Below are 19213 nucleotides of genomic sequence, written 5' to 3' on the forward strand. Positions count from 1 at the left end.
AAATGAAAACAAATTGTTATGATGAGAGTAAAATTGTTACCTTATCTTCTCTTGAACATATTAGATTGCGATCTGGAATGTATATTGGAAGATTAGGGGATGGTTCTAATATTGATGATGGTATTTATATTTTAGTTAAAGAGATCGTTGATAATTCAATTGATGAATTTATTATGGGTTATGGAAGGGAAATTGTTATAAAAAAAGAGGATAATGTCATTACTGTAAGAGATTATGGTCGTGGAATTCCTCTTGGAAAGGTTGTTGAGAGTGTTTCTGTTATTAATACCGGCGCTAAGTATAATGATGATGTTTTTCAATTTTCTGTAGGACTTAATGGAGTTGGGACTAAAGCTGTTAATGCTTTAAGCTCAAAATTTTTGATAAGGTCAATCAGAGAAGGCAATTTTTTTGAGGCTGTTTTTTCAAAAGGAAAGTTAATTAACACTACAGAAGGTAAATCTGATGAGCAAAATGGTACTTATATTGAATTTTTGGCCGATACAGATATTTTTGGCAAATATAAATATAATGAAGATTTTTTACAAAGAAGATTTTTTCATTATGCTTGTTTAAATAAAGGCTTAAAAATTAATTATAATGAGCAGATTTTTCAATCTCATAATGGGCTTCTTGATTTTATAAGAGCCGAGATTCAGTATGAAGATTTGCTTTATGATTTCGTTTATTATTCTAGTAAGACTTTAGAGTTTGCATTTTCTCATACAAATAATTATGGTGAGACATATTTTTCATTTGTAAATGGTCAATATACTAGTGATGGAGGAACGCATCAGACAGGTTTTAGAGAAGGTTTTGCAAGAGCCATTAATGATTTTTTCAAAAAAACATATTCATCTACTGATATTAGGGAAGGACTTGTGGCAACTCTTTCAATTAAAATAAAGGATCCAATGTTTGAAAGTCAGACTAAAAATAAACTTGGTAATATTGACACTAGAAGTAATGTTGCTAAAGAAGTACAAAGGGTAATTTTAGAGATTCTATATAAAGATAAAACCCTTGCAAAAATAATTGAGAGTAAAGTTGTTGATAATGAACGTCTTAGAAAAGAATTAAGCAGTGTGCGAAAAGAGGCAAAAGAGAGAGCAAAAAAGATATCTTTTAAAATTCCTAAGCTTAAAGATTGTAAATTTCACTTCAATGAAAAAAGTATGCATTCTGATTCAACTATGATTTTCTTAACAGAAGGAGATTCTGCAACAGGATCAATGGTGTCTTGTAGAGATGTATATACACAGGCTATATTTTCTCTTCGTGGAAAACCACAAAATATGTTTGAGAAAAATAGATCCGAGATTTATAAAAATGAAGAACTTTATAACATGATGGTAGCTCTTGGTATTGAGGAATCAATTGAAAATTTAAGATATAATAAAGTAGTAATTGCTACAGATGCAGATTTTGATGGATTTCATATTAGGAATTTGCTTTTAACTTTTTTCTTGACTTATTTTGAAGATTTGGTTTTAAATGGACATATGCATATTTTAGAGACACCTCTCTTTAGAGTAAGGAATAAGAGTGTTACTATCTATTGTTATTCTGAGGAAGAGAAACAGAGAGCTCTTCTTAAACTTAAAAATCCTGAGGTTACAAGATTTAAAGGACTTGGAGAAATTTCTCCAAGTGAATTTAGGGGTTTTATTGATGTTGCCAATATTAAACTTACAAAGGTAGATCTTATTAATATTAAAGAAATAAAAGAGCAACTTGGATTTTATATGGGGCCAAATACTCCCGAGAGACGAAACTTTATTATGGAGAATTTAATTTAATGAATATTAAAACATTACTTAAAGATAATTTTTTACAGTACTCATCTTATGTTATTAAAGATCGTGCAATTGCTAGTGTTATTGATGGGTTTAAGCCTGTACAGAGACGGATAATACATTCTCTTTTTGAAATGAACGATGGTAATTTTCATAAGGTTGCAAATGTTGTTGGAAATACAATGAAATATCATCCTCATGGAGATACTTCAATTTATGAAGCGCTTGTTAATATGGCAAATAAAGATTTGTTTATTGAAAAGCAGGGTAATTTTGGTAATCTTTTAACAGGTGACCCTGCTTCCGCATCTCGTTATATCGAATGTCGGTTAACACCTCTGGCATTTGAAGTTCTTTATAGTAAAGAAATAACGAGTTATGAACCTTCTTATGATGGTCGTAATGATGAGCCTTTGATTTTTCCTGCTAAGATTCCTGTAATACTTATTCAGGGAAGCGAAGGAATTGCTGTTGGTATGGCTGCTAAAATTCTTCCCCATAATTTTAATGAGATTTTAAGAGCTGTTAAAAGTGAGCTACTTGGTGAATCTTATAAGCTTTATCCTGATTTCCCTACGGGTGGAATAGTTGATGTTAATGAATATGCTGATGGGAATGGGAAAGTTTTGGTTCGTGCAAGAATTGAGCCTACAGATGATAATAAGGCTATTTTGATAAAAGAATTACCATTCGGAGAGACTACGGAGAGTTTAATAGCATCAATTGAAAAAGCTATTCGTAAAAATTATATTAAAGTTTCAAGCATTAATGATTTTACTACAGAAAATGTAGAGATTGAATTGACTCTTCCCAGGGGAGTTTATGCCAATGAGGTTATTGAAAAACTTTATCATTATACAAATTGTCAAGTTTCTATTTCTGTTAATTTGCTTTTACTAAGTGATAGATATCCTGTTATTTATACTGTTACAGATATTATAAAGTTTCATGCTGAGCATTTACAAAAGGTTTTAAAAATGGAACTTGAACTTGAAAAAAATAAAATACTTGAAAAAATATTTTCTAGAACTTTGGAGCAAATATTTATTGAAAATAAAATCTATAAAGTTCTTGAAGATATTTCTAAAGAATCCGATGTTGTTAATATTATAATGAATGAGATTTTAAAATATAGAGGTAGTTTTTCTAGAGAAATTGTTTTAGCTGATATAGAGAATTTACTTAAAATTCCTATTAGAAAAATAAGTATGTTTGATATTAATAAGAATGATAAAGAGATTCATGTTTTACGTAAAGAATTAAAGCGTGTGGAGAATAATATTGAGGCAATTAAAACTTATGCAATAGATTTTATTGATAAACTGCTTGCCAAATATTCAAAAATGTATAATAGAAAGACAGAAATATCTCTTATTGAATCAAAAAATGCCAGAGAAATTGCTACTAAGAATATGAAAATTTATGTGAATTTAAAGGCAGGGTTTGTTGGAAGTAGTCTTATTGATGGTGAATTTATTGGTAATGCCAGCTATTATGATAAGATATTAATTTTTAAAAAAAGTTCCTATATTTTAAAAAATATTGAGGATAAGACCTTTATTGAAAAGAATAATGTTAATGTTTTAGTTTATGATATAAATAATTCTAAGGAGCAGGTGTTTTCTATAATTTATCTTAATAAAACTGATAATTTTTATTATGTTAAAAGATTTAAAATAGATAAGTTTTTAACGGATAAAGTTTATGATTTTTTAAATAAAGATGATGAATTTATAGATTTTGCTTTTAATGCAAAATTTGTAGAATTTTCTAACAGTAGAGATATTGTTAAAATGATTGATATTAGTAATTTTATGGTTAAGTCTCGAATGTCTGTAGGTAAGAGAATTTCAAGTAGTATTATTAAAAAAGTTAAATTTAAATAAGTTAAATTAAATAAGTTAAATTAAATACAAAATTAGTCATTGAACAATTTCTTTAATATGTATATAATGCAAACATTAAACAGTTTATTTTGGGGGTGTTTATGAAAAGAGTATTGATTTTAGTATTGCTTTTCTCTTGTAGTTTTATAAGTTTTGCTAAAGATTATGATGAAATGAAATCGGATATTGGAGGTAAGAGCGCAAATGCTAGTGGTAGTGGTAGTGTAGAAAAATTATTGCTTTATGAAAGTTATAAACAAAACGCATTAATTCCTTTTTTGTTGAATTTATTTGTAGGTTTTGGTATAGGATCTTTTGTTCAAGGTGATCTTGCTGGGGGATTTTTGATTTTGGGTTTTGATGCTTTAGGTTTGGGTTTAATGGGGGGTGGTATATATTCTGTTTCTCAACATAAATCAAAAGACTTACCAGTACTTGGGTTTTCTTTAATTGCATTAGGGGGAGTAACTATGTTTTTAACAAGGATTGCTGAAGTTATAATTCCTTTTACATATGCGAATAACTATAATAAGAGACTGCAAGAAAATTTAGGCATTGCGTTGGGCGGTTTTCAGCCTGAAGTTGATTTAAGTTTCGATGGAAATTCTGGAGTTGTATTTGAACTTTCTTTTACTAAGAAGTATTGATTATAAGAATTGAGATTAAACTTATTGAGTAGTTATAGTAGTAATATTATGGCTACTCTTTGTTTATATTATCAGTATTTATTTTAATATTCTTTGAAAGTAGATTTTGTTAATTATTTTTTAATAGAGATATTTAGTTTATAATTTATTTTTCAGTTACTTGTATTGCTTAATTTCACGACTTAAATCTTTTTTGATGCTTTTTTGTTTCAGCACTTCTCTTTTGTCAAATAATTTTTTTCCTTTACATATTCCAAGTTCGACTTTTATTAGTGAATTTTTAAGATATATCGATATAGGAACCAATGTATATCCTTCTTTTTCTTTAAATTTTTTTAATTTTTGTATTTCCTTTTTTGTTATAAGTAGTTTTCTGCGTCTCATTTCTTCGTGATTGAAAATATTGCCCTCTTTGTATTTTGCTATATGCAAATTTTCAAGCCATATTTCATCTTTTTTGATATTGGCAAAGCTATCATTGAAAGAGAATTTTTTTGATTTAATAGATTTTACTTCAGTTCCTTTTAATACGATACCACAATTTATCCTATCTTCAATAAAGTAGTTAAATCTTGCTTTTTTGTTTTCAAGCAGTATTGAGCTCACATTTCTTCCTTTTCAATTACTAGTCTAAATCCGATGTTAGGGGAACACCAATATTTTAAAAAAGAAGCTTGTGTTGAAGATTTAAGTGTTGCATTGTTATCATAATTATAAGTCCTAATTTCTGTAATTAGTGAGTTAAAATTATTATTTTCAGAATATATTTCATTTTTGCCTTGAAATAATATGAATTCATTCAAGCTTGAGTTTTGCATTAAATTCCAAAATCCAACTTTTTTAGATATTTCATTTATATTTAAATTATCTATAGATTTTGGTACTTCTTTCTGATATAATTCCCATTCTTGAGATATAGGGAGTCTTGCTTTAAATCCTTTAGGTAAAGTTGAAGAATACCATTTAGCGTATTCTATTGCAGCATAATAAGATATGTGTGTGACATCTTCATTTAAAGGCATTTGATTAAAGGTTTTAAGATAACTTTCATCTACAAGTTCTTCTTTGATAAGGTTATTTTTGTTATTTAGTGTCCATTTAGGATTTTGGTCTAAAAAATTTTGATATTCAATTTTAGTTATATTTTTATTCTGGATTAAAAACTCTTTTAACTTATAGGTAGTCTTGAGTGTAAGGTTTTGTGATTGTAATTTATAATTTTTGATGCTTTCAATATTATTGTGTGTTATTTTCTTGAAGTTATTTAGAGATAGATTTATATTTTGAGTTTCAAAGTTTAATATTTGGTTTTCATTTTTTAACTTTTCTATAAGTGTTTGAAACCATCTTTCATTAACTATTTGTTTTTGTTGCTTTGTATCTAAATTTTTAAAAAACCAAATGATTGACCTATCTTTTAGATTAAAATTTTGTTTTAAAGATTCCCATATCTCCTTATTGTCATTGTTATTTATTGAGTATATAGTTTTATATGCTAATAGAAAGTCTTTAAACATCATATTTGAGTTTATGTGTGAAATTGAGGTGTGAAAAAATTTTTTGATATATTCTGGATTATTTTGTAAATCATTTACAATAAGTGAGAATACGGGTATTAATTTTATATTGTCGTTAGTATTTTTAATTTTTGTCATAACTGAAAGTTCTTTTTGTCTTTTTGCAATAATTTGTTCAGGAGCTGTTAATTTTAAGTCAATATTGAATTTATAACTTGTAAAAAATTTATTTTGTATTTCAATTTCTTTTTCGTAAGTTTCAAATCCAAATCTTTGAATTTTTAAAGTTCCTTTGGTAGCACTTATGTATTTGTTTAGAGGAGTTCTTCCAATATATTTTTCATCTATGTAAATATATGAATTCTTGATATTAGTTTTTATTTTTACATATGCTCCAGGATTGTTTAATTTGGCGTTGATGCTTAAAGTGAGTAATAATATCAAAGGAAGGATAATAATTATAAAGAAAACATAAACTTTTGGAGTTATTCCTAATATTGGCTTTAATTTTACTGTAAGTGATTCTTTCGTAATGTTAAGACTGTCATTTTCTTTGAGCATACATAGTGAATTATAAAGAAGTATTAAAAGAAATTCAATATTGCCATATTTCTTTGTTAATATTAGTTTTGAAAAAATATATTATTATAATTTATGCTTAGTTTTAATTTTTGTTTTCTTGAATATGAAGCTTTGTTTATAGAGATATTAATACTTTTTAATTTTATGTATAATTTAATGTTGAGGACAAATTTATGTTTTTAGAAAAAGTGGATCATTTTGCTCATTTTTTAGTGAAAATTGTTGAGAGATATTTAACTTATAGGAAACAGAAGAAGTATGCTTATAAATTGAAAGCTAAAAAGCGAGGTTTTATGCTTAATTTTGTATTTGAACTTTTAGGTGCTTCGATTTTTGTTTTGGGCATAAATCAATATTTTTTGCAGGCATATAAAATTCCATCAAGTTCAATGGAAAATACTTTGCAAATTGGAGATTTGTTGTTTGTGGATAAATTTTCTTATGGCCCTGAACTTTTACCCGGAATATGGAAGATAGGTGGAATTAAGGAACCATATGAATCAGATATTGTGATTTTTGAAAATGTAGAATATAAATCTAAAGGGCTTTTTTTTGATATTTTACATAGATTGCTTTATATGTTGACTTTTAGTTTTGTTGATCTTGATAAGGATGAAGATGGAAATCCTAATGTTAGATTTCTTGTCAAAAGAGCGTTATTTGCAGATGGTAAGCTTGTAAGATTTAAGAATGGATTGGCATTTGTAAAGAGAGAAGGGGAGGAAGGATTTATGGAGGAAGATGTTTATAAATCTTCATTGGGATATACTTTTACTAGTAAAAAAATTATAGAAGATTCAGATTATAAGGTTTATGATAATCTTGCTATGTTTCTTGCATTAAACCAGTTAAGTGTTAATTTAGAGAATATATCTGATTTTTCATTTTTTAATGTTAGAGAAGTTGATAGATTTGAAATTGAAAGACTTGAATATCGTTATTTAGTAGCTTTTATGCCATATGTTGATTATTACATGGAAAAAGCAATAATGAGAGATTATGGAATATATGTACCTTATGGATATTTTTTACCTGTTGGAGATAATAGGGATAATTCTTATGATGGAAGATTTTTCGGTGTTATAGATAAGAAGAAGATTCTTGGTAGGGCTTTTTTTATGTATTTTCCTTTTTCTAGAATAGGTTTAATTTAAATGGCTGCGTATTTGACTTTTGAACAGAGGCTTTTAAGAAAACAAATAAGAAAAAATTTTTTTAAAATTATTTTATTGTTTTTAATATTTAATTATTTTTTTACAAAATTTGTTTTTCAAATTTTTACTTTTCAAGGTAATGAAATGTTTTTTTCAATAACAAATGGTAATAGTTTGGTTTTTGTCTCAAAGTATATGCGGGCTTTCTTTATTCCATTAGCATTAAATGATATTGTTCTTTATGAAGATTCAAATTTAAAGGACAATTTTGTTTTAAAATTCTTTAAAGACTTATTTTTTTTAAATAAAATTTTTAATATGAAGAGTTATAAGATTGCCAAAATAGTTGCTACTCAAGGAGATTTAGTATATGTTAAGGGTTTTGATGTTTTAGTCTATAGACAGGTTAATAATTCTTATTATTTGAATGATAATTTGATGCAAGGTTATAAATTAAGTGATTTTTTTGCTTTTGATAATGTGGTTAAATGTTTTGCTTTAAAGAAGAATGAATTTTTCCTTTTAAATGAGAATTCAAGTATCTTAAATGATTCTAGGGTATTTGGTCCTGTGAATCAATCTGATATTTTATCTTTTTTATTATTAAGAATAATGGATTATAAGGTTGTTAAATAAAATTTTTGTTGATGCTGATTCTTGTAATTTGGGAATAATAAAATTTTTGCAAAATTTTGTTTTAGATAAAAGCGTGGAACTTATTTTGGTCGCAAATAGGCAATTAAAATTAAAGATATCTAAAAACACTTTTGTTAAAGTTGTAAATGATGTTGATTCTTGTATTTTAAAATTGGTTGATAAAGATAGTATGGTGATTACCAGAGACATATTTTTTGTTAAAAATTTATTAGATTTTCAAATTAAAGTTATGAATGATGAGGGTCAAATTTTTGATAGGGATAATATAAATTATTTATACTTCAGGGCTAAATTAAATATTAATTTGGATATTAAAATTAGAAAATTTTTTTATAAAGAAAATAATAAAATTAAATATTCAAATTTTACAATGAATTTTTATCATTTATTCTTTAATTAGCTTTTTATTTTCAATTTTCCATAATCCTTTTCCTTGTGTTAGTATGTAAATTACTTCGTTTGATATGGGTATAATGTCATTAAGTCTGGTTTTGCTTAATTGTGACCCATTATAAGGACCCGGTAATACGGATTGTGAAGGTGATTGTAGAAGAAAATTGTTTTTATCTTTAATAAGTTCTACAAATCCATTGTTGCTTCCAATAAGTATTATTCCATGAAATTCTCTTGCAAAATATGCAGTAAATTCTCCTATGCTTTCACGATTGAATATGGGAGATTGATAATTGTCTTTACTTGAGTATATTTCAAATTTATTGTCTGATGTTTCAGAATCTCTTCCAGTAAACACTAGAGTTTCTTGATCCCCCCTAATGTTTGTATCTATTATTGCCATTATTTCGTTTTTTGTGTGAACATTTGTAGTGCTACCACCATTTAGTTTCCAGATTTTTGCAAACCTTCCTGTAATCAATTTATTGTTATTTGATATTTGGTAAAATTTATCATTTTGAGTTGCACTTTGAGGGGTTTGATTATTGCCTGTTGTATCTAGAATCATTTGTTTTCCATTGTTTTCTACTGCTAGGATATAAGCTTCAGTAATGCCGCTTGTACCTATAGATTTTAAGAATTTGATCGGGGTTAAATTCTTTTGAAATAAAAGTTTCCAATTATTGTTTTCAAAAGAGTATAATTCTAGTTGTGCATTTTTGTTTTGCACTAGCAAATATGTTTTTCCTGACACATTGACAAGATCAATTACAAATTCATAAGAATTACTGAAATTTACCCTTGTGACATTGCCATTTTCTTTTTTAAATAGATGCATGGCTGCAATATAAAGAGTTCCATTTATTAACGAAATACCACTTGGGCTTGAACTGTCTAAAATATTACTATTGCTATTGATTTTTTGTAATTTGCTGAGTTGAGAAAATATAGATTCACTTGAGCATGATAGATTTAACAATATTAGTATTATTATAATTAATTTTTTGCAATCTTTTTTTTTCATAATCTACCTACAATTTGTTGATATTGACTATTACGGAAAGTGATATTAGTAAAAAATGGGCAGTTTTAGCTGAATTTCCAAATTCAAACATTGTCCACCATGAAGTTGTGATTCCTAAGGCCCATTGATAATTGAAATTCCATAATATTCCAGAACCTATAGATATTACAGGCATTGAATCAAATGTTCTTAAATTTGAAATACTATCACTTTTGTCTCCATAAAAACTTAAGTTAAATCCTATATTTGAAAATATTGGTATTTGAAAGAGCTCGCCTATATCGAATACATAAGTTGTTAGGAGTGTAATGATTCCTGTATTGAATGTTTTGCCTATGCCAGCATCAGGGTTTAATAGATTAAATGAGTGATTAATATCAAAATGAAATAGATACCTAAGTTCAGCGCCTATGGCCAAATTGTTTAGAATATGATATTTATATTTAACTGCTCCAATACCACCAGGATACAGGTTTGGAGAAAAGATATTTGATAAATCATTGAAAAAGAGAGGAAATCCTAGACTTAAGTCTATTTCCATAATAGAATTTCCGTTTCTGTCAATCGAATATGCTTCTATTCTTTTTACATTTATCTGTAACAATACTATTAAAATAGGTCCTATTAAAAAATTTTTCTTCATCATATTCCATATTTCGAAAATTCTTTCTTTAAAAGTTATTATATTGAAAAATATGTTTTATTACAATTAATTTTTATGTGCATTTATTTTTATTTATGCTTAAAAGTACAAGTATAGTATAATGTATAATACTTCAAGCTAAATTGGTGGAGGGCTTAATTTGGGCAATGTTTTTGATGGTAAGAGTTTTGCAAGGCGATATTATTTGTTATTGAAAAAGTTTTTAATCCATCATGATTTAGTAAATAAAGTTTGTCTAAAAGTGATTTTGGCAAATAATAATCCTGCAAGTGAACTTTACGTTTCGGTTAAGGAAAGAGTATCTAAAGAAATTGGCATTAATTTTAATGTTGTTAGGTTAACTGAGGATTCACATCAAGATGATATTTTGCGATTAATTGAAGTGGAAAATACAAATGATGATACTGATGGGATTATTGTTCAGTTACCTCTTGATAATAAGATAGATGTGAATACGATTTTAAATAGCATATTAAGTATAAAGGATGTAGATGGACTTTCTGCTATTAATTTGGGTAAGTTGATTTTGGGTGATAAGAAAGGTTTTATTCCTTGTACAGCTCTTGCTGTATTGAAAATTCTGTTTGATTATAAGATAAAAATTTCTGGCAAAACTGTTGTTGTTATTGGAAGAAGTGCGCTTGTTGGAAGACCTATTTCTATTTTGCTTTCTTGTAAACCTTATAATGCGACTGTAATTACTTGTCATAGCAAAACTATCAATTTAGATTTTTATGTAAAACAAGCAGATGTTATTATTTCTGCTGTTGGAAAGCCTAAATTGATAGATGCTAGTATGATAGTTGGGCAACCTTATATTATTGATATTGGTATTTCTAGAGTAGAAGTTAATAATAATAGTGTTCTTGTAGGAGATGTTGATTTTGAGCCTATTAAGGATCGTGTTGAGTTTATTACTCCTGTAGTAGGTGGAATTGGTCCTGTTACGGTTTTGATGTTGATGTTTAATACAATTAAAGCTTATTTAATTAGACATAATAATTTTGATCTTTTAGAAAAATTAGTGAAATTGGTGGAGGTTTAAATGTCTGGTCATAGTAAATGGTCAACTATAAAGAGGAAGAAAGGTACTCTTGATGCTAAGAAAAATAAGATTTTTACTAAATTGATTCGTGAAATAAGCATTGCTGCAAAAATTAGGGGAGGCGATATTGACTCTAATCCCCGATTGCGACTTGCTGTTAATAAAGCTAGAGTTTCTAATATGCCTAAAGATAATATTGAAAAGGCAATAAAAAAGGGTATTGGAGACAATGCAGGAGTTGAATATTTTGAGCTTACTTATGAAGCTTATGCTCCTTATGGTGTGGCTTTAATAATTAAATGTTTAACTGATAATAAAAATAGAACGGCAAGTGAAGTGAGAAGTGTTCTATCAAAAAGTGGTGGCTCTCTTGGGGCGCCAGGTTCTGTATCTTATATGTTTCATAAGAAGGGATTGATTTCTTATAATTTAGATAAATATCTTGAAGATGAAATAATGGAACTTGCATTAGAAGTAGGTGCGGAAGATATTTATAGTGAAGGTTCTCAGGTAGAAGTGATAACAGGTGCTGATAATTTTGAGACCGTTTTATCTATTTTGAGAACTAAGTTTGAGGAAGATATTTCAGAGATTGCTCTTGTGCCTGAGAGTAAGGTTTCTTTAAATAGAGAGCAAATGGATAAGGTACTTGCTCTTATTGAAAAATTGGAAGATTTTGATGATGTACAAGAAGTTGTTCATAATTTAGAAATTATTGATGAGATTGATTAGTATATTATCAAAACTTTGATTTTTTTACCTTACTTTTATTTTTAAATAATATAAGCTTGAATTTTTATGTATTATAATTTAATTCTATGATCAATAAGATTTATGGTAAAATTGTAGATAAAAAAGAATCTAGTGTTATCATTACTGCTCTTGCATTTGAATTTGAGATTTTAGTTAGCTCTTTTTGTAATATGGAATTGGGTTTATTAGAAGATGTTGCAATGTTAACTTATCTACATTTTAGAGATGATGATGTTAAACTTTTTGGATTTTTAAATGCATTAGAGAGAGAAGTTTTTGAAAATCTTATTAGTGTTGATGGTATAGGGCCAAAGGCAGCTTTGAAAATATTATCTAAAATTAAATATGATGAATTTAGAAGTGCAATTGAAAGAGAAGATATTAAACTTATTTCTAATGTTAAAGGCATTGGAAATAAAATAGCGGGAAAAATATTCTTAAAACTTAGAGGCAAGCTTTTAAAGAGTGATGAATCAAATTTAGATTTATTAAAATTTAAAGATCTTGAACAGTCAATTGTTAATATGGGTTTTGATAGAAAATTGGTTGTAATTGCATTTAAAGAAATTATGTTTAGTGATACATTTTTAATGTTAAAAGAAGATGATCAGGAGCAATTTTTATTTAGAGAAACTTTAAAAAGGCTTTCGTTTTAGATTTGATTTTAAAGGTATTAGTCAATCTTTTAATAAAGAGAGGGGGGAATTTAGATGGATTTGGGCTTTTTAAATTCTGAGAAAAATTGTTTTTATGACAATAATGAAAATGAACTTAGGCCAAAATTTCTTAAAGATTTTTTTGGGCAATCTCATATTAAAGAAAATTTAAGTATTTTCATAAAAGCGTCTAGAGATAGAAATGAGGTACTTGATCATGTATTTTTAAGTGGTCCTCCGGGGCTTGGAAAGACTACTCTGGCTAGTATTATTGCTCTTGAAATGAATACGACAATTAAGATAACCTCAGCACCAGCTTTTGATAAACCAAAAGATATTGTTGGTATTTTAACAACTCTTGATGATAGGAGTGTTTTATTTATTGATGAAATACACAGACTTAAGCCTGTGATAGAGGAAATGCTTTATATTGCAATGGAAGATTATAAGATAGATTGGATAGTGGGACAAGGTTCTACTGCAAGGACTGTAAGAATGTCAATTCCTAAATTTACTTTAATTGGAGCTACTACAAAGCCGGGAAAAGTGGCATCGCCCTTTTATGCAAGATTTGGAATCGTATCTAGATTTGATCTTTATAATGAGGATGAACTTGCACAAATTATACATAGAAGTTCCCTTATCTTAGATATTAAATTAGATGATAAAGCTGCCTGTCTTCTTGCAAAAAGTTCAAGAGGGACTCCTCGTATAGCAAATAGGCTTTTAAGGCGAATGAGAGATTTTGCTCAATTTGGTGGTTATAATTTAATTACAGAGGACGTTGTCAATACTGGACTTAAAATGTTAAAAATTGATCATGAAGGACTTGATGAACAAGATAGAACTATTTTAAGAAATTTGATATTAAAATTTAAAGGTGGTCCTGTTGGTATTGAAAACTTGGCAATTTCTGTTGGTGAGACATCAGATTCTCTTGAAAATTTTTATGAACCTTATCTTATTTTAAGGGGTTTTATTGAAAGAACTAGCAGAGGACGTAGAGCTACTGATTTTGCATATTTTCATTTGAATTTAAATAAAAAGAATCAGCCTGTTTTCAATATGAGTAAGTAGAATGAACACTAAAGAATTTTATTTTGATTTACCACGTAATTTAATAGCACAGTATCCAAGCGAAAGAAGAGGTTTGGCAAAATTAATGGTTATGGATTCTGTTAGTCAAAAAGTCTATCATAATGATTCAATAAGTGACATTTTTAAATATATTGATAACAATACTTTTTTAGTATTTAATGATTCAAGAGTTAGAAAATCAAGAATATATGCTAAGACAGATTGTGGGGGTAAGGTTGAATTTTTGATTTTAGACAGATTGTCAGGAGATACATTTACATCTTTGATTTCTAAGGCTAAGAGACAAAAAATTGACAAAGTTTACACATTTCCTCAGGATTTGTCAGCTCAGATAATGTCAAAATCAGATAATGAGTTTACACTCAAGTTTAGTAGATGTGTGGATGAATCTTATTTTGAGCAATATGGATTGATTCCTTTGCCACCTTATATTAGGAGAGATTATGATAAAGAGGATGAAGAGCGTTATCAGAATATTTATTCGAAATATATTGGTTCAGCAGCATCAGCTACGGCAGGTTTACATTTCAGTGAGGAGTTGTTTTCTAAGTTGGATAAAAATAATATTGAATACGATTTTATTACACTTCATGTTGGTCTTGGGACTTTCCTTCCTGTTAGAACTAAAACAGTAGAGGAACATCGGATGCATTTTGAAAATTTTTCAATAAAAGATTCTGTAGCTTTTAGACTTGAGCGAGCAAAGTCTTTAGGTAAGAAGATCTTAACTGTTGGAACTACTACTCTTAGAGCATTAGAATCTGCTTATGATAAACAAAGGGGGTTTGCTAGAGGTGAACAGAAAACCAATCTTTTTATTTATCCAGGTAAAAATTATGAGTTTAAATTTGTTGATATGCTTTTTACGAATTTTCATACACCAGAATCAACTCTGTTAATGTTAGTCTCTTCGTTTGGTGGTAAAGATTTTGTATTGAATGCTTATAGAGAAGCTGTAGCAATGAATTACAGATTTTTTTCTTATGGTGATGCTACTTTATTTTTAAGTCATATATAGATATTAATGATTAATTATTTTAGTATTTATTTAGTAATAATTTAGATACATCTTAAAAGGAGAAGGTATATGATTTCGATTTTGCAAAACGAAAGATACAGTTATATTCCAAAATTACCAAAAATTTTAATGGATGATTTTAAAAATATCAGTATTGTGTTTGGTGAAAATACAGAAGCTCTTGGAAATAGAGATGCTTTAAGAGAAGTTTTTAAAAATACTTATGGACTTCCGGTTGTTACTTTTACTCAAGGTCCTTCAAATTTGGATTTTAGCAAGGTTTTAAATGTGGGAATAATTTTATCAGGTGGACCTGCTCCTGGAGGACATAATGTTGTTGCTGGTGTTTTTGATGCAATAAAAAAATTTAATTCAAATTCAAAAATTTTTGGATTTAAAGGTGGTCCTTCAGGTTTGTTGGATGATAAAAAAATTGAAATTACACAAGATTTAATAAATGCTTATAGAAATACAGGTGGTTTTGATATTGTATCTTCAGGTCGAACTAAAATAGAAACCGATGCTCAATATGAACAGGTTTTGTCAGTTGTTCTGAAAAATGATCTTAATGCTCTTATTGTTATTGGTGGAGATGATTCAAATACTAATGCGGCTTTATTGGCAGAGTTTTTTAAGAGGAAATGTCATGATATTCAAGTTATTGGTGTTCCAAAAACAATTGATGCTGATTTGAAAAATGAGCATATTCAAATTTCATTTGGATTTGATTCTGCTACTAAGATTTATTCTGAAATGGTGGGTAATTTATGTCGTGATGCTATGTCTGCTGGAAAATATTGGCATTTTGTAAAGATAATGGGAAGAAGTGCCTCTCATGTTGCTCTTGAGTGTGCATTAAAGACTCATCCTAATATTTGTATTATATCTGAGGAAGTTTTAGCACAAAAGAAAACTTTATCAGATATTGTTGGCGATATAGCTTCTGTTGTGGTAAAACGTTCATTAAAAGGATATAATTTTGGTGTTATTATAATTCCTGAAGGTGTTATTGAATTTATTCCTGAAGTTAAATCTTTGATGATTGAATTGTGTGGCATATTTGATAATAATGAAGGGGAGTTTCAGGGATTAAATGTTGAGGATATAAGAAAAGTTTTTATCTCAAAGCTTAGTGATTATATGAAAAAAGTTTACGTATCTTTGCCGGTATTTATTCAAATTGAACTTGTAAATTCTGTTTTAGAACGAGATCCTCATGGTAATTTTAATGTTTCACGAGTGCCTACTGAGAAATTATTTATGGAAATGGTTAGTGTTAAGTTGGAAGAGTTAAAACAACTTGGTGAATATAGTGGTAAATTTTCTCCAATTGATCATTTTTTTGGTTATGAGGGTAGAAGTGTTGCTCCATCAAATTTTGATAGTGATTATTGTTATAGTTTGGGATATACTGCTGCAGTGCTTGTTTTAAATGGTTTGACAGGTTATATGTCTACTGTTAAAAATTTAAATAAAAATGCTATTGAATGGATTGCAGGTGGAGTGCCTTTAACAATGATGATGAATATGGAGGAGAGATATGGTGTTTTAAAACCTGTTATTAAAAAAACTCTTGTTGATTTAAATGGAGCACCTTTTAATGAATTTGTAAAGCATCGTGGAGAATGGGAAGTAAATAACTTGTATGTCTTTCCAGGTCCTATTCAATATTTTGGTGTGTCTGAACTTGTTGATGAGATAACTTTGACATTGAAATTAGAATTGGAAACATGAATCATTGATATGATGATTAGATTTTTATTTTTTCTTTTTAATGTTTTTATTCTTTATTCAAATTCTTTAGATTATTCTAAATTTGATTTTGAATATTTGGATTTAAGTCGAAAATTGTCGCTGGATAGTAAAATTTATTCCAGCGAAAGTGATTTTAATTTTGACAATAAGATTTTTGATGGACTTAAATTTGATGATGATTTTTTTTATAAAGATATTCAGGAAAATGAGGATTTAAACATAGAAAAGACTATTGAGTCTAATTGGGGTAAAAAAATATTTAGGTTCTCAGCAATAAGTATTGGAGCTTTCCCCATAGTTTTATTTGTAGGTTTATTTTGTTTTGATTTGTCTTATTATTTTAATCATGAAGATGCAAAGAGTTTTCCAAATCCTTTCTCAAGTGGTCTTGAACTTTCTAAAGATGAAAATTTCAATAGATTTGTAATCTCAGCATCAGTTGGGCTTGCCATATCGTTAATTATTTCTTTGATTGATAGTTTGATTTATTAATGAAAAAACTTAAAAAAGAGTTTATTGTAGAACAGGATTCTCAAAGATTAGATATTTATTTGTCTGAAAATTTATGTTTTTTTACTAGGAGTCAAATTAAAAAAAGAGAGGTTAAAGCTTTTAAACTTAATAATGGTAATTTGACTTCAATAAAATTATCAAAACCTGTTTTTATAAATGATAAAATATTAATAGAATTTAATGAAGAAGTGGATTTGGGAGAATATTTAATGCCTTTGAATTTGCCTATTAGTATTCTTTATGAAGACATGAGTGTTATTGTTGTAAATAAACCTCAAGGAATTTTAAGCCATCCTGGTATATCTGATTCAGAAAATACTGTTGTAAATTTTTTATTACATCATGTATCGGATTTAAGATATAATTTTCAAGAAAATAAAATTAGACCTGGAATTGTTCATAGGTTGGATAAAGATACCTCTGGTGTCATGATTTGTGCTAAAAATTTGGAAACTTTAAATTTTTTATCTAAACAGTTTAAAGAGAGATTTGTTAAAAAGATTTATATTGCACTTGTTAAAGGTAATTTTAAGGTTGATTATGGTATTATTGATACTTTTATAGACAGAGATAAATATGATAGAAAAAAATTTACTGTGCATGAAAGTATGGGAAAGAAGGCGTTAACTGAGTATAAGGTATTAGCTAGCATGAGAAATTATTCCTTAGTGGCTCTTAAACCTAAGACAGGGCGTACTCATCAATTAAGAGTTCATATGAAGTATTTAAATCATCCGATATTAGGGGATAGTCTTTACTCTAGGGTAGATCAAGAATTTAAAGAAGTATCTTTGATGCTTCATTCCTTTAAACTTGAAATTAGCATTAGAGAAGGTTTTTTAAAGAAATTTACTTCAGTATTTCCTAAAAGATTTATTGATTTTTTATTGAATTTTTATGATGAAGCAACATTGAGTTTGCTTGTTAATGATTTAAGTGTTTTTTTAGACAAATTTTAAGTTTCAATATCTTTAAGTTTCAATGTCGTTTTTGATTGTACTTGATTCAATGATTTTTTTTCCACCAGTTATTTCGTTCGTATTAATTACTGTAATAAAGCAGTTGGGATCGACTTTTTGAGAGATGTACTTGATTCGAGACATACGCATTGTGGGAACTACGATGAAAACTATGGTTTTGTCGTTTCCAATCCAAGCACCTTTGCCTTCAAGTAGTGTGGCTGCTACTTTTAATTTATTTGTAAGTAAGTAGGATATTTCTTTTCCTTTGTCTGAGATGATGAGAATTGCTTTTTGATTACCAAATCCTGTACTTGTTTTGTCTGTCATTACGGCTGTTACAAATGAAGCAATTAGGGTATAAAGAGCAATTTCGATATTAAAGAAGCTTGCTGCAATCAATAATACTGCAAGATTGAAGAGAAAGTTTGTAGTTCCAATACTGATTGAATATTTTTCTTTAATTATCATAGCAATGATATCTGAACCTCCTGATGAGCCTTTTGCTTTAAATATTAAGCCAAGTCCAAGACCTGATATTAAGCCTGCTAGAATTGATACGAGTATCATGTCATTTAGTTGCATTTTGTATTGCAAAAATTGCGAGTAGTTGACTATTAAAGAATATAGAGCCATTGCAATCCAACTTTGAATTACAAAAGTTATGTTTAAAAATTTAATTCCAATGATAAATAATGGGATGTTGAGTACGAATATTGTAAGTCCTAAATTAAAATTTACAAGATAGTGTAACATCAGTGCAATCCCTGCAACTCCACCACTTAAGAGTCCATGTGGTATGTATAAAATATTTGTAGATATTGCCATTAAGAGTGAGCCCGTTATTATTTGTAATGTGCTAATTAATATTAGTTTTGGATCTTTAAGAATATTTTTAAGTTGTTTTCTTAATATTTTAAGCATAATAAATTTAAATTTTTGCTTTAGCCTAGTCCATTTATTCTTTTTTTTCTTCATTTTTGTTATTCACTCTTTAGCATAAATTATTGATTCATCTGAATTTTATACTAATTTTACTAAAAAACAATTCAATTTTATTGCAATTATTTCTTTTTTTTTGATATTATTGTTTTAT

Annotated in this window: 19 protein-coding genes; 14 read left to right on the forward strand and 5 right to left on the reverse strand. The window is 27.9% G+C overall.

The genetic code is table 11. The features are described 5' to 3' along the window. The first annotated feature begins 2 nt into the window (after window positions 1-2). The 3 genes from U881_RS0109620 (at window position 3) to U881_RS0109630 (ending at window position 4329) form a co-directional block, all read left to right on the forward strand. Window positions 3-1799 (forward strand): DNA topoisomerase IV subunit B, encoded by a 1797-nt coding sequence (locus tag U881_RS0109620; RefSeq protein ID WP_024654215.1) that lies wholly within the window; start codon window positions 3-5, stop codon window positions 1797-1799. Continuing rightward, window positions 1799-3682 carry a DNA topoisomerase IV subunit A gene (locus U881_RS0109625; protein ID WP_024654216.1) on the forward strand — a complete coding sequence of 628 codons (1884 nt, stop codon included), beginning with the start codon at window positions 1799-1801 and terminating at the stop codon, window positions 3680-3682. Before U881_RS0109620 ends, U881_RS0109625 begins: the two co-directional genes overlap by 1 nt. A gap of 101 nt (window positions 3683-3783) precedes the next feature. Beyond that, the gene (locus tag U881_RS0109630) at window positions 3784-4329 is read left to right on the forward strand and encodes a P13 family porin (RefSeq protein WP_024654217.1); all 546 of its coding nucleotides are present in this window, start codon (window positions 3784-3786) and stop codon (window positions 4327-4329) included. 156 nt (window positions 4330-4485) lie between these two features. Here U881_RS0109630 and smpB read toward each other — a convergent pair whose 3' ends face one another. Both smpB and U881_RS0109640 read right to left on the reverse strand, forming a co-directional pair. Continuing rightward, entirely contained in the window at window positions 4486-4935 is a 450-nt protein-coding gene (gene smpB, locus U881_RS0109635; protein WP_024654218.1) for an SsrA-binding protein SmpB, read from the reverse strand. After that, on the reverse strand, window positions 4932-6407 hold the full coding sequence (locus U881_RS0109640) for an SUMF1/EgtB/PvdO family nonheme iron enzyme (RefSeq protein ID WP_024654219.1): 1476 nt from the start codon (window positions 6405-6407) through the stop codon (window positions 4932-4934). The genes smpB and U881_RS0109640 overlap by 4 nt, the downstream gene beginning before the upstream one ends. Before the next feature lie 194 nt (window positions 6408-6601). On the opposite strand from U881_RS0109640, the gene lepB (U881_RS0109645) reads away from it, so the two are divergent. Genes lepB (U881_RS0109645) through U881_RS0109655 form a run of 3 tightly spaced genes read left to right on the forward strand, consistent with a single transcriptional unit; the run spans window position 6602 to window position 8639 of the window. After that, entirely contained in the window at window positions 6602-7582 is a 981-nt protein-coding gene (lepB, locus tag U881_RS0109645) for a signal peptidase I (RefSeq protein ID WP_024654220.1), read from the forward strand. Then, complete coding sequence (lepB, locus tag U881_RS0109650) at window positions 7583-8218, forward strand: signal peptidase I (protein WP_024654221.1); 636 nt, start codon at window positions 7583-7585, stop codon at window positions 8216-8218. Continuing rightward, window positions 8208-8639: a DUF188 domain-containing protein gene (locus U881_RS0109655; RefSeq protein WP_024654222.1), complete on the forward strand. Its 432-nt coding sequence runs from the start codon at window positions 8208-8210 to the stop codon at window positions 8637-8639. Before lepB (U881_RS0109650) ends, U881_RS0109655 begins: the two co-directional genes overlap by 11 nt. On the opposite strand, the gene bamB is transcribed toward U881_RS0109655, so the two are convergent. Beyond that, a complete protein-coding gene (gene bamB / locus U881_RS0109660) occupies window positions 8625-9656 on the reverse strand; it encodes an outer membrane protein assembly factor BamB (protein WP_024654223.1) in 1032 nt (343 codons plus the stop codon). The two genes, U881_RS0109655 and bamB, sit on opposite strands and share 15 nt — an antisense overlap. Before the next feature lie 7 nt (window positions 9657-9663). Next, window positions 9664-10299: a BB0027 family outer member beta-barrel protein gene (locus tag U881_RS0109665; protein ID WP_024654224.1), complete on the reverse strand. Its 636-nt coding sequence runs from the start codon at window positions 10297-10299 to the stop codon at window positions 9664-9666. Window positions 10300-10459: 160 nt separating this feature from the next. On the opposite strand from U881_RS0109665, the gene U881_RS0109670 reads away from it, so the two are divergent. From U881_RS0109670 to U881_RS0109705, 8 genes are all read left to right on the forward strand, one after another. Then, window positions 10460-11365 (forward strand): bifunctional 5,10-methylenetetrahydrofolate dehydrogenase/5,10-methenyltetrahydrofolate cyclohydrolase, encoded by a 906-nt coding sequence (locus U881_RS0109670; protein WP_024654225.1) that lies wholly within the window; start codon window positions 10460-10462, stop codon window positions 11363-11365. After that, window positions 11366-12097 carry a YebC/PmpR family DNA-binding transcriptional regulator gene (locus tag U881_RS0109675; protein WP_024654226.1) on the forward strand — a complete coding sequence of 244 codons (732 nt, stop codon included), beginning with the start codon at window positions 11366-11368 and terminating at the stop codon, window positions 12095-12097. It begins immediately after the preceding gene. Window positions 12098-12183: 86 nt separating this feature from the next. Beyond that, the gene (ruvA, locus tag U881_RS0109680; protein WP_024654227.1) at window positions 12184-12774 is read left to right on the forward strand and encodes a Holliday junction branch migration protein RuvA; all 591 of its coding nucleotides are present in this window, start codon (window positions 12184-12186) and stop codon (window positions 12772-12774) included. A gap of 54 nt (window positions 12775-12828) precedes the next feature. After that, window positions 12829-13851 carry a Holliday junction branch migration DNA helicase RuvB gene (gene ruvB / locus U881_RS0109685; protein WP_024654228.1) on the forward strand — a complete coding sequence of 341 codons (1023 nt, stop codon included), beginning with the start codon at window positions 12829-12831 and terminating at the stop codon, window positions 13849-13851. A gap of 1 nt (window position 13852) precedes the next feature. After that, window positions 13853-14890: a tRNA preQ1(34) S-adenosylmethionine ribosyltransferase-isomerase QueA gene (gene queA / locus U881_RS0109690; RefSeq protein WP_024654229.1), complete on the forward strand. Its 1038-nt coding sequence runs from the start codon at window positions 13853-13855 to the stop codon at window positions 14888-14890. 69 nt (window positions 14891-14959) lie between these two features. Beyond that, window positions 14960-16624 (forward strand): diphosphate--fructose-6-phosphate 1-phosphotransferase, encoded by a 1665-nt coding sequence (locus U881_RS0109695; protein ID WP_024654230.1) that lies wholly within the window; start codon window positions 14960-14962, stop codon window positions 16622-16624. Window positions 16625-16633: 9 nt separating this feature from the next. Then, window positions 16634-17137 (forward strand): hypothetical protein, encoded by a 504-nt coding sequence (locus U881_RS0109700; protein WP_024654231.1) that lies wholly within the window; start codon window positions 16634-16636, stop codon window positions 17135-17137. Beyond that, window positions 17137-18117 carry an RluA family pseudouridine synthase gene (locus tag U881_RS0109705; RefSeq protein ID WP_024654232.1) on the forward strand — a complete coding sequence of 327 codons (981 nt, stop codon included), beginning with the start codon at window positions 17137-17139 and terminating at the stop codon, window positions 18115-18117. The genes U881_RS0109700 and U881_RS0109705 overlap by 1 nt, the downstream gene beginning before the upstream one ends. 12 nt (window positions 18118-18129) lie before the next feature. Here the strand turns inward: U881_RS0109705 and U881_RS0109710 are convergent, their stop codons facing one another. Then, a complete protein-coding gene (locus tag U881_RS0109710) occupies window positions 18130-19095 on the reverse strand; it encodes a YitT family protein (protein WP_024654233.1) in 966 nt (321 codons plus the stop codon). Window positions 19096-19213: the final 118 nt, after the last annotated feature.

This window comes from Borrelia persica No12, assembly GCF_000500045.1.
Lineage (GTDB): Bacteria > Spirochaetota > Spirochaetia > Borreliales > Borreliaceae > Borrelia > Borrelia persica.

Excerpts from the sequence above, each read along its gene's own strand:
- U881_RS0109620 (WP_024654215.1), top strand. The coding sequence starts at position 3 with ATGAAAACAAATTGTTATGATGAGAGTAAAATTGTTACCTTATCTTCT.
- U881_RS0109625 (WP_024654216.1), top strand. The coding sequence starts at position 1,799 with ATGAATATTAAAACATTACTTAAAGATAATTTTTTACAGTACTCATCT.
- U881_RS0109630 (WP_024654217.1), top strand. The coding sequence starts at position 3,784 with ATGAAAAGAGTATTGATTTTAGTATTGCTTTTCTCTTGTAGTTTTATA.
- U881_RS0109640 (WP_024654219.1), bottom strand. The coding sequence starts at position 6,407 with ATGCTCAAAGAAAATGACAGTCTTAACATTACGAAAGAATCACTTACA.
- lepB (WP_024654220.1), top strand. The coding sequence starts at position 6,602 with ATGTTTTTAGAAAAAGTGGATCATTTTGCTCATTTTTTAGTGAAAATT.
- lepB (WP_024654221.1), top strand. The coding sequence starts at position 7,583 with ATGGCTGCGTATTTGACTTTTGAACAGAGGCTTTTAAGAAAACAAATA.
- bamB (WP_024654223.1), bottom strand. The coding sequence starts at position 9,656 with ATGAAAAAAAAAGATTGCAAAAAATTAATTATAATAATACTAATATTG.
- U881_RS0109665 (WP_024654224.1), bottom strand. The coding sequence starts at position 10,299 with ATGAAGAAAAATTTTTTAATAGGACCTATTTTAATAGTATTGTTACAG.
- U881_RS0109675 (WP_024654226.1), top strand. The coding sequence starts at position 11,366 with ATGTCTGGTCATAGTAAATGGTCAACTATAAAGAGGAAGAAAGGTACT.
- ruvA (WP_024654227.1), top strand. The coding sequence starts at position 12,184 with ATGATCAATAAGATTTATGGTAAAATTGTAGATAAAAAAGAATCTAGT.
- ruvB (WP_024654228.1), top strand. The coding sequence starts at position 12,829 with ATGGATTTGGGCTTTTTAAATTCTGAGAAAAATTGTTTTTATGACAAT.
- queA (WP_024654229.1), top strand. The coding sequence starts at position 13,853 with ATGAACACTAAAGAATTTTATTTTGATTTACCACGTAATTTAATAGCA.
- U881_RS0109695 (WP_024654230.1), top strand. The coding sequence starts at position 14,960 with ATGATTTCGATTTTGCAAAACGAAAGATACAGTTATATTCCAAAATTA.
- U881_RS0109700 (WP_024654231.1), top strand. The coding sequence starts at position 16,634 with ATGATGATTAGATTTTTATTTTTTCTTTTTAATGTTTTTATTCTTTAT.
- U881_RS0109705 (WP_024654232.1), top strand. The coding sequence starts at position 17,137 with ATGAAAAAACTTAAAAAAGAGTTTATTGTAGAACAGGATTCTCAAAGA.
- U881_RS0109710 (WP_024654233.1), bottom strand. The coding sequence starts at position 19,095 with ATGAAGAAAAAAAAGAATAAATGGACTAGGCTAAAGCAAAAATTTAAA.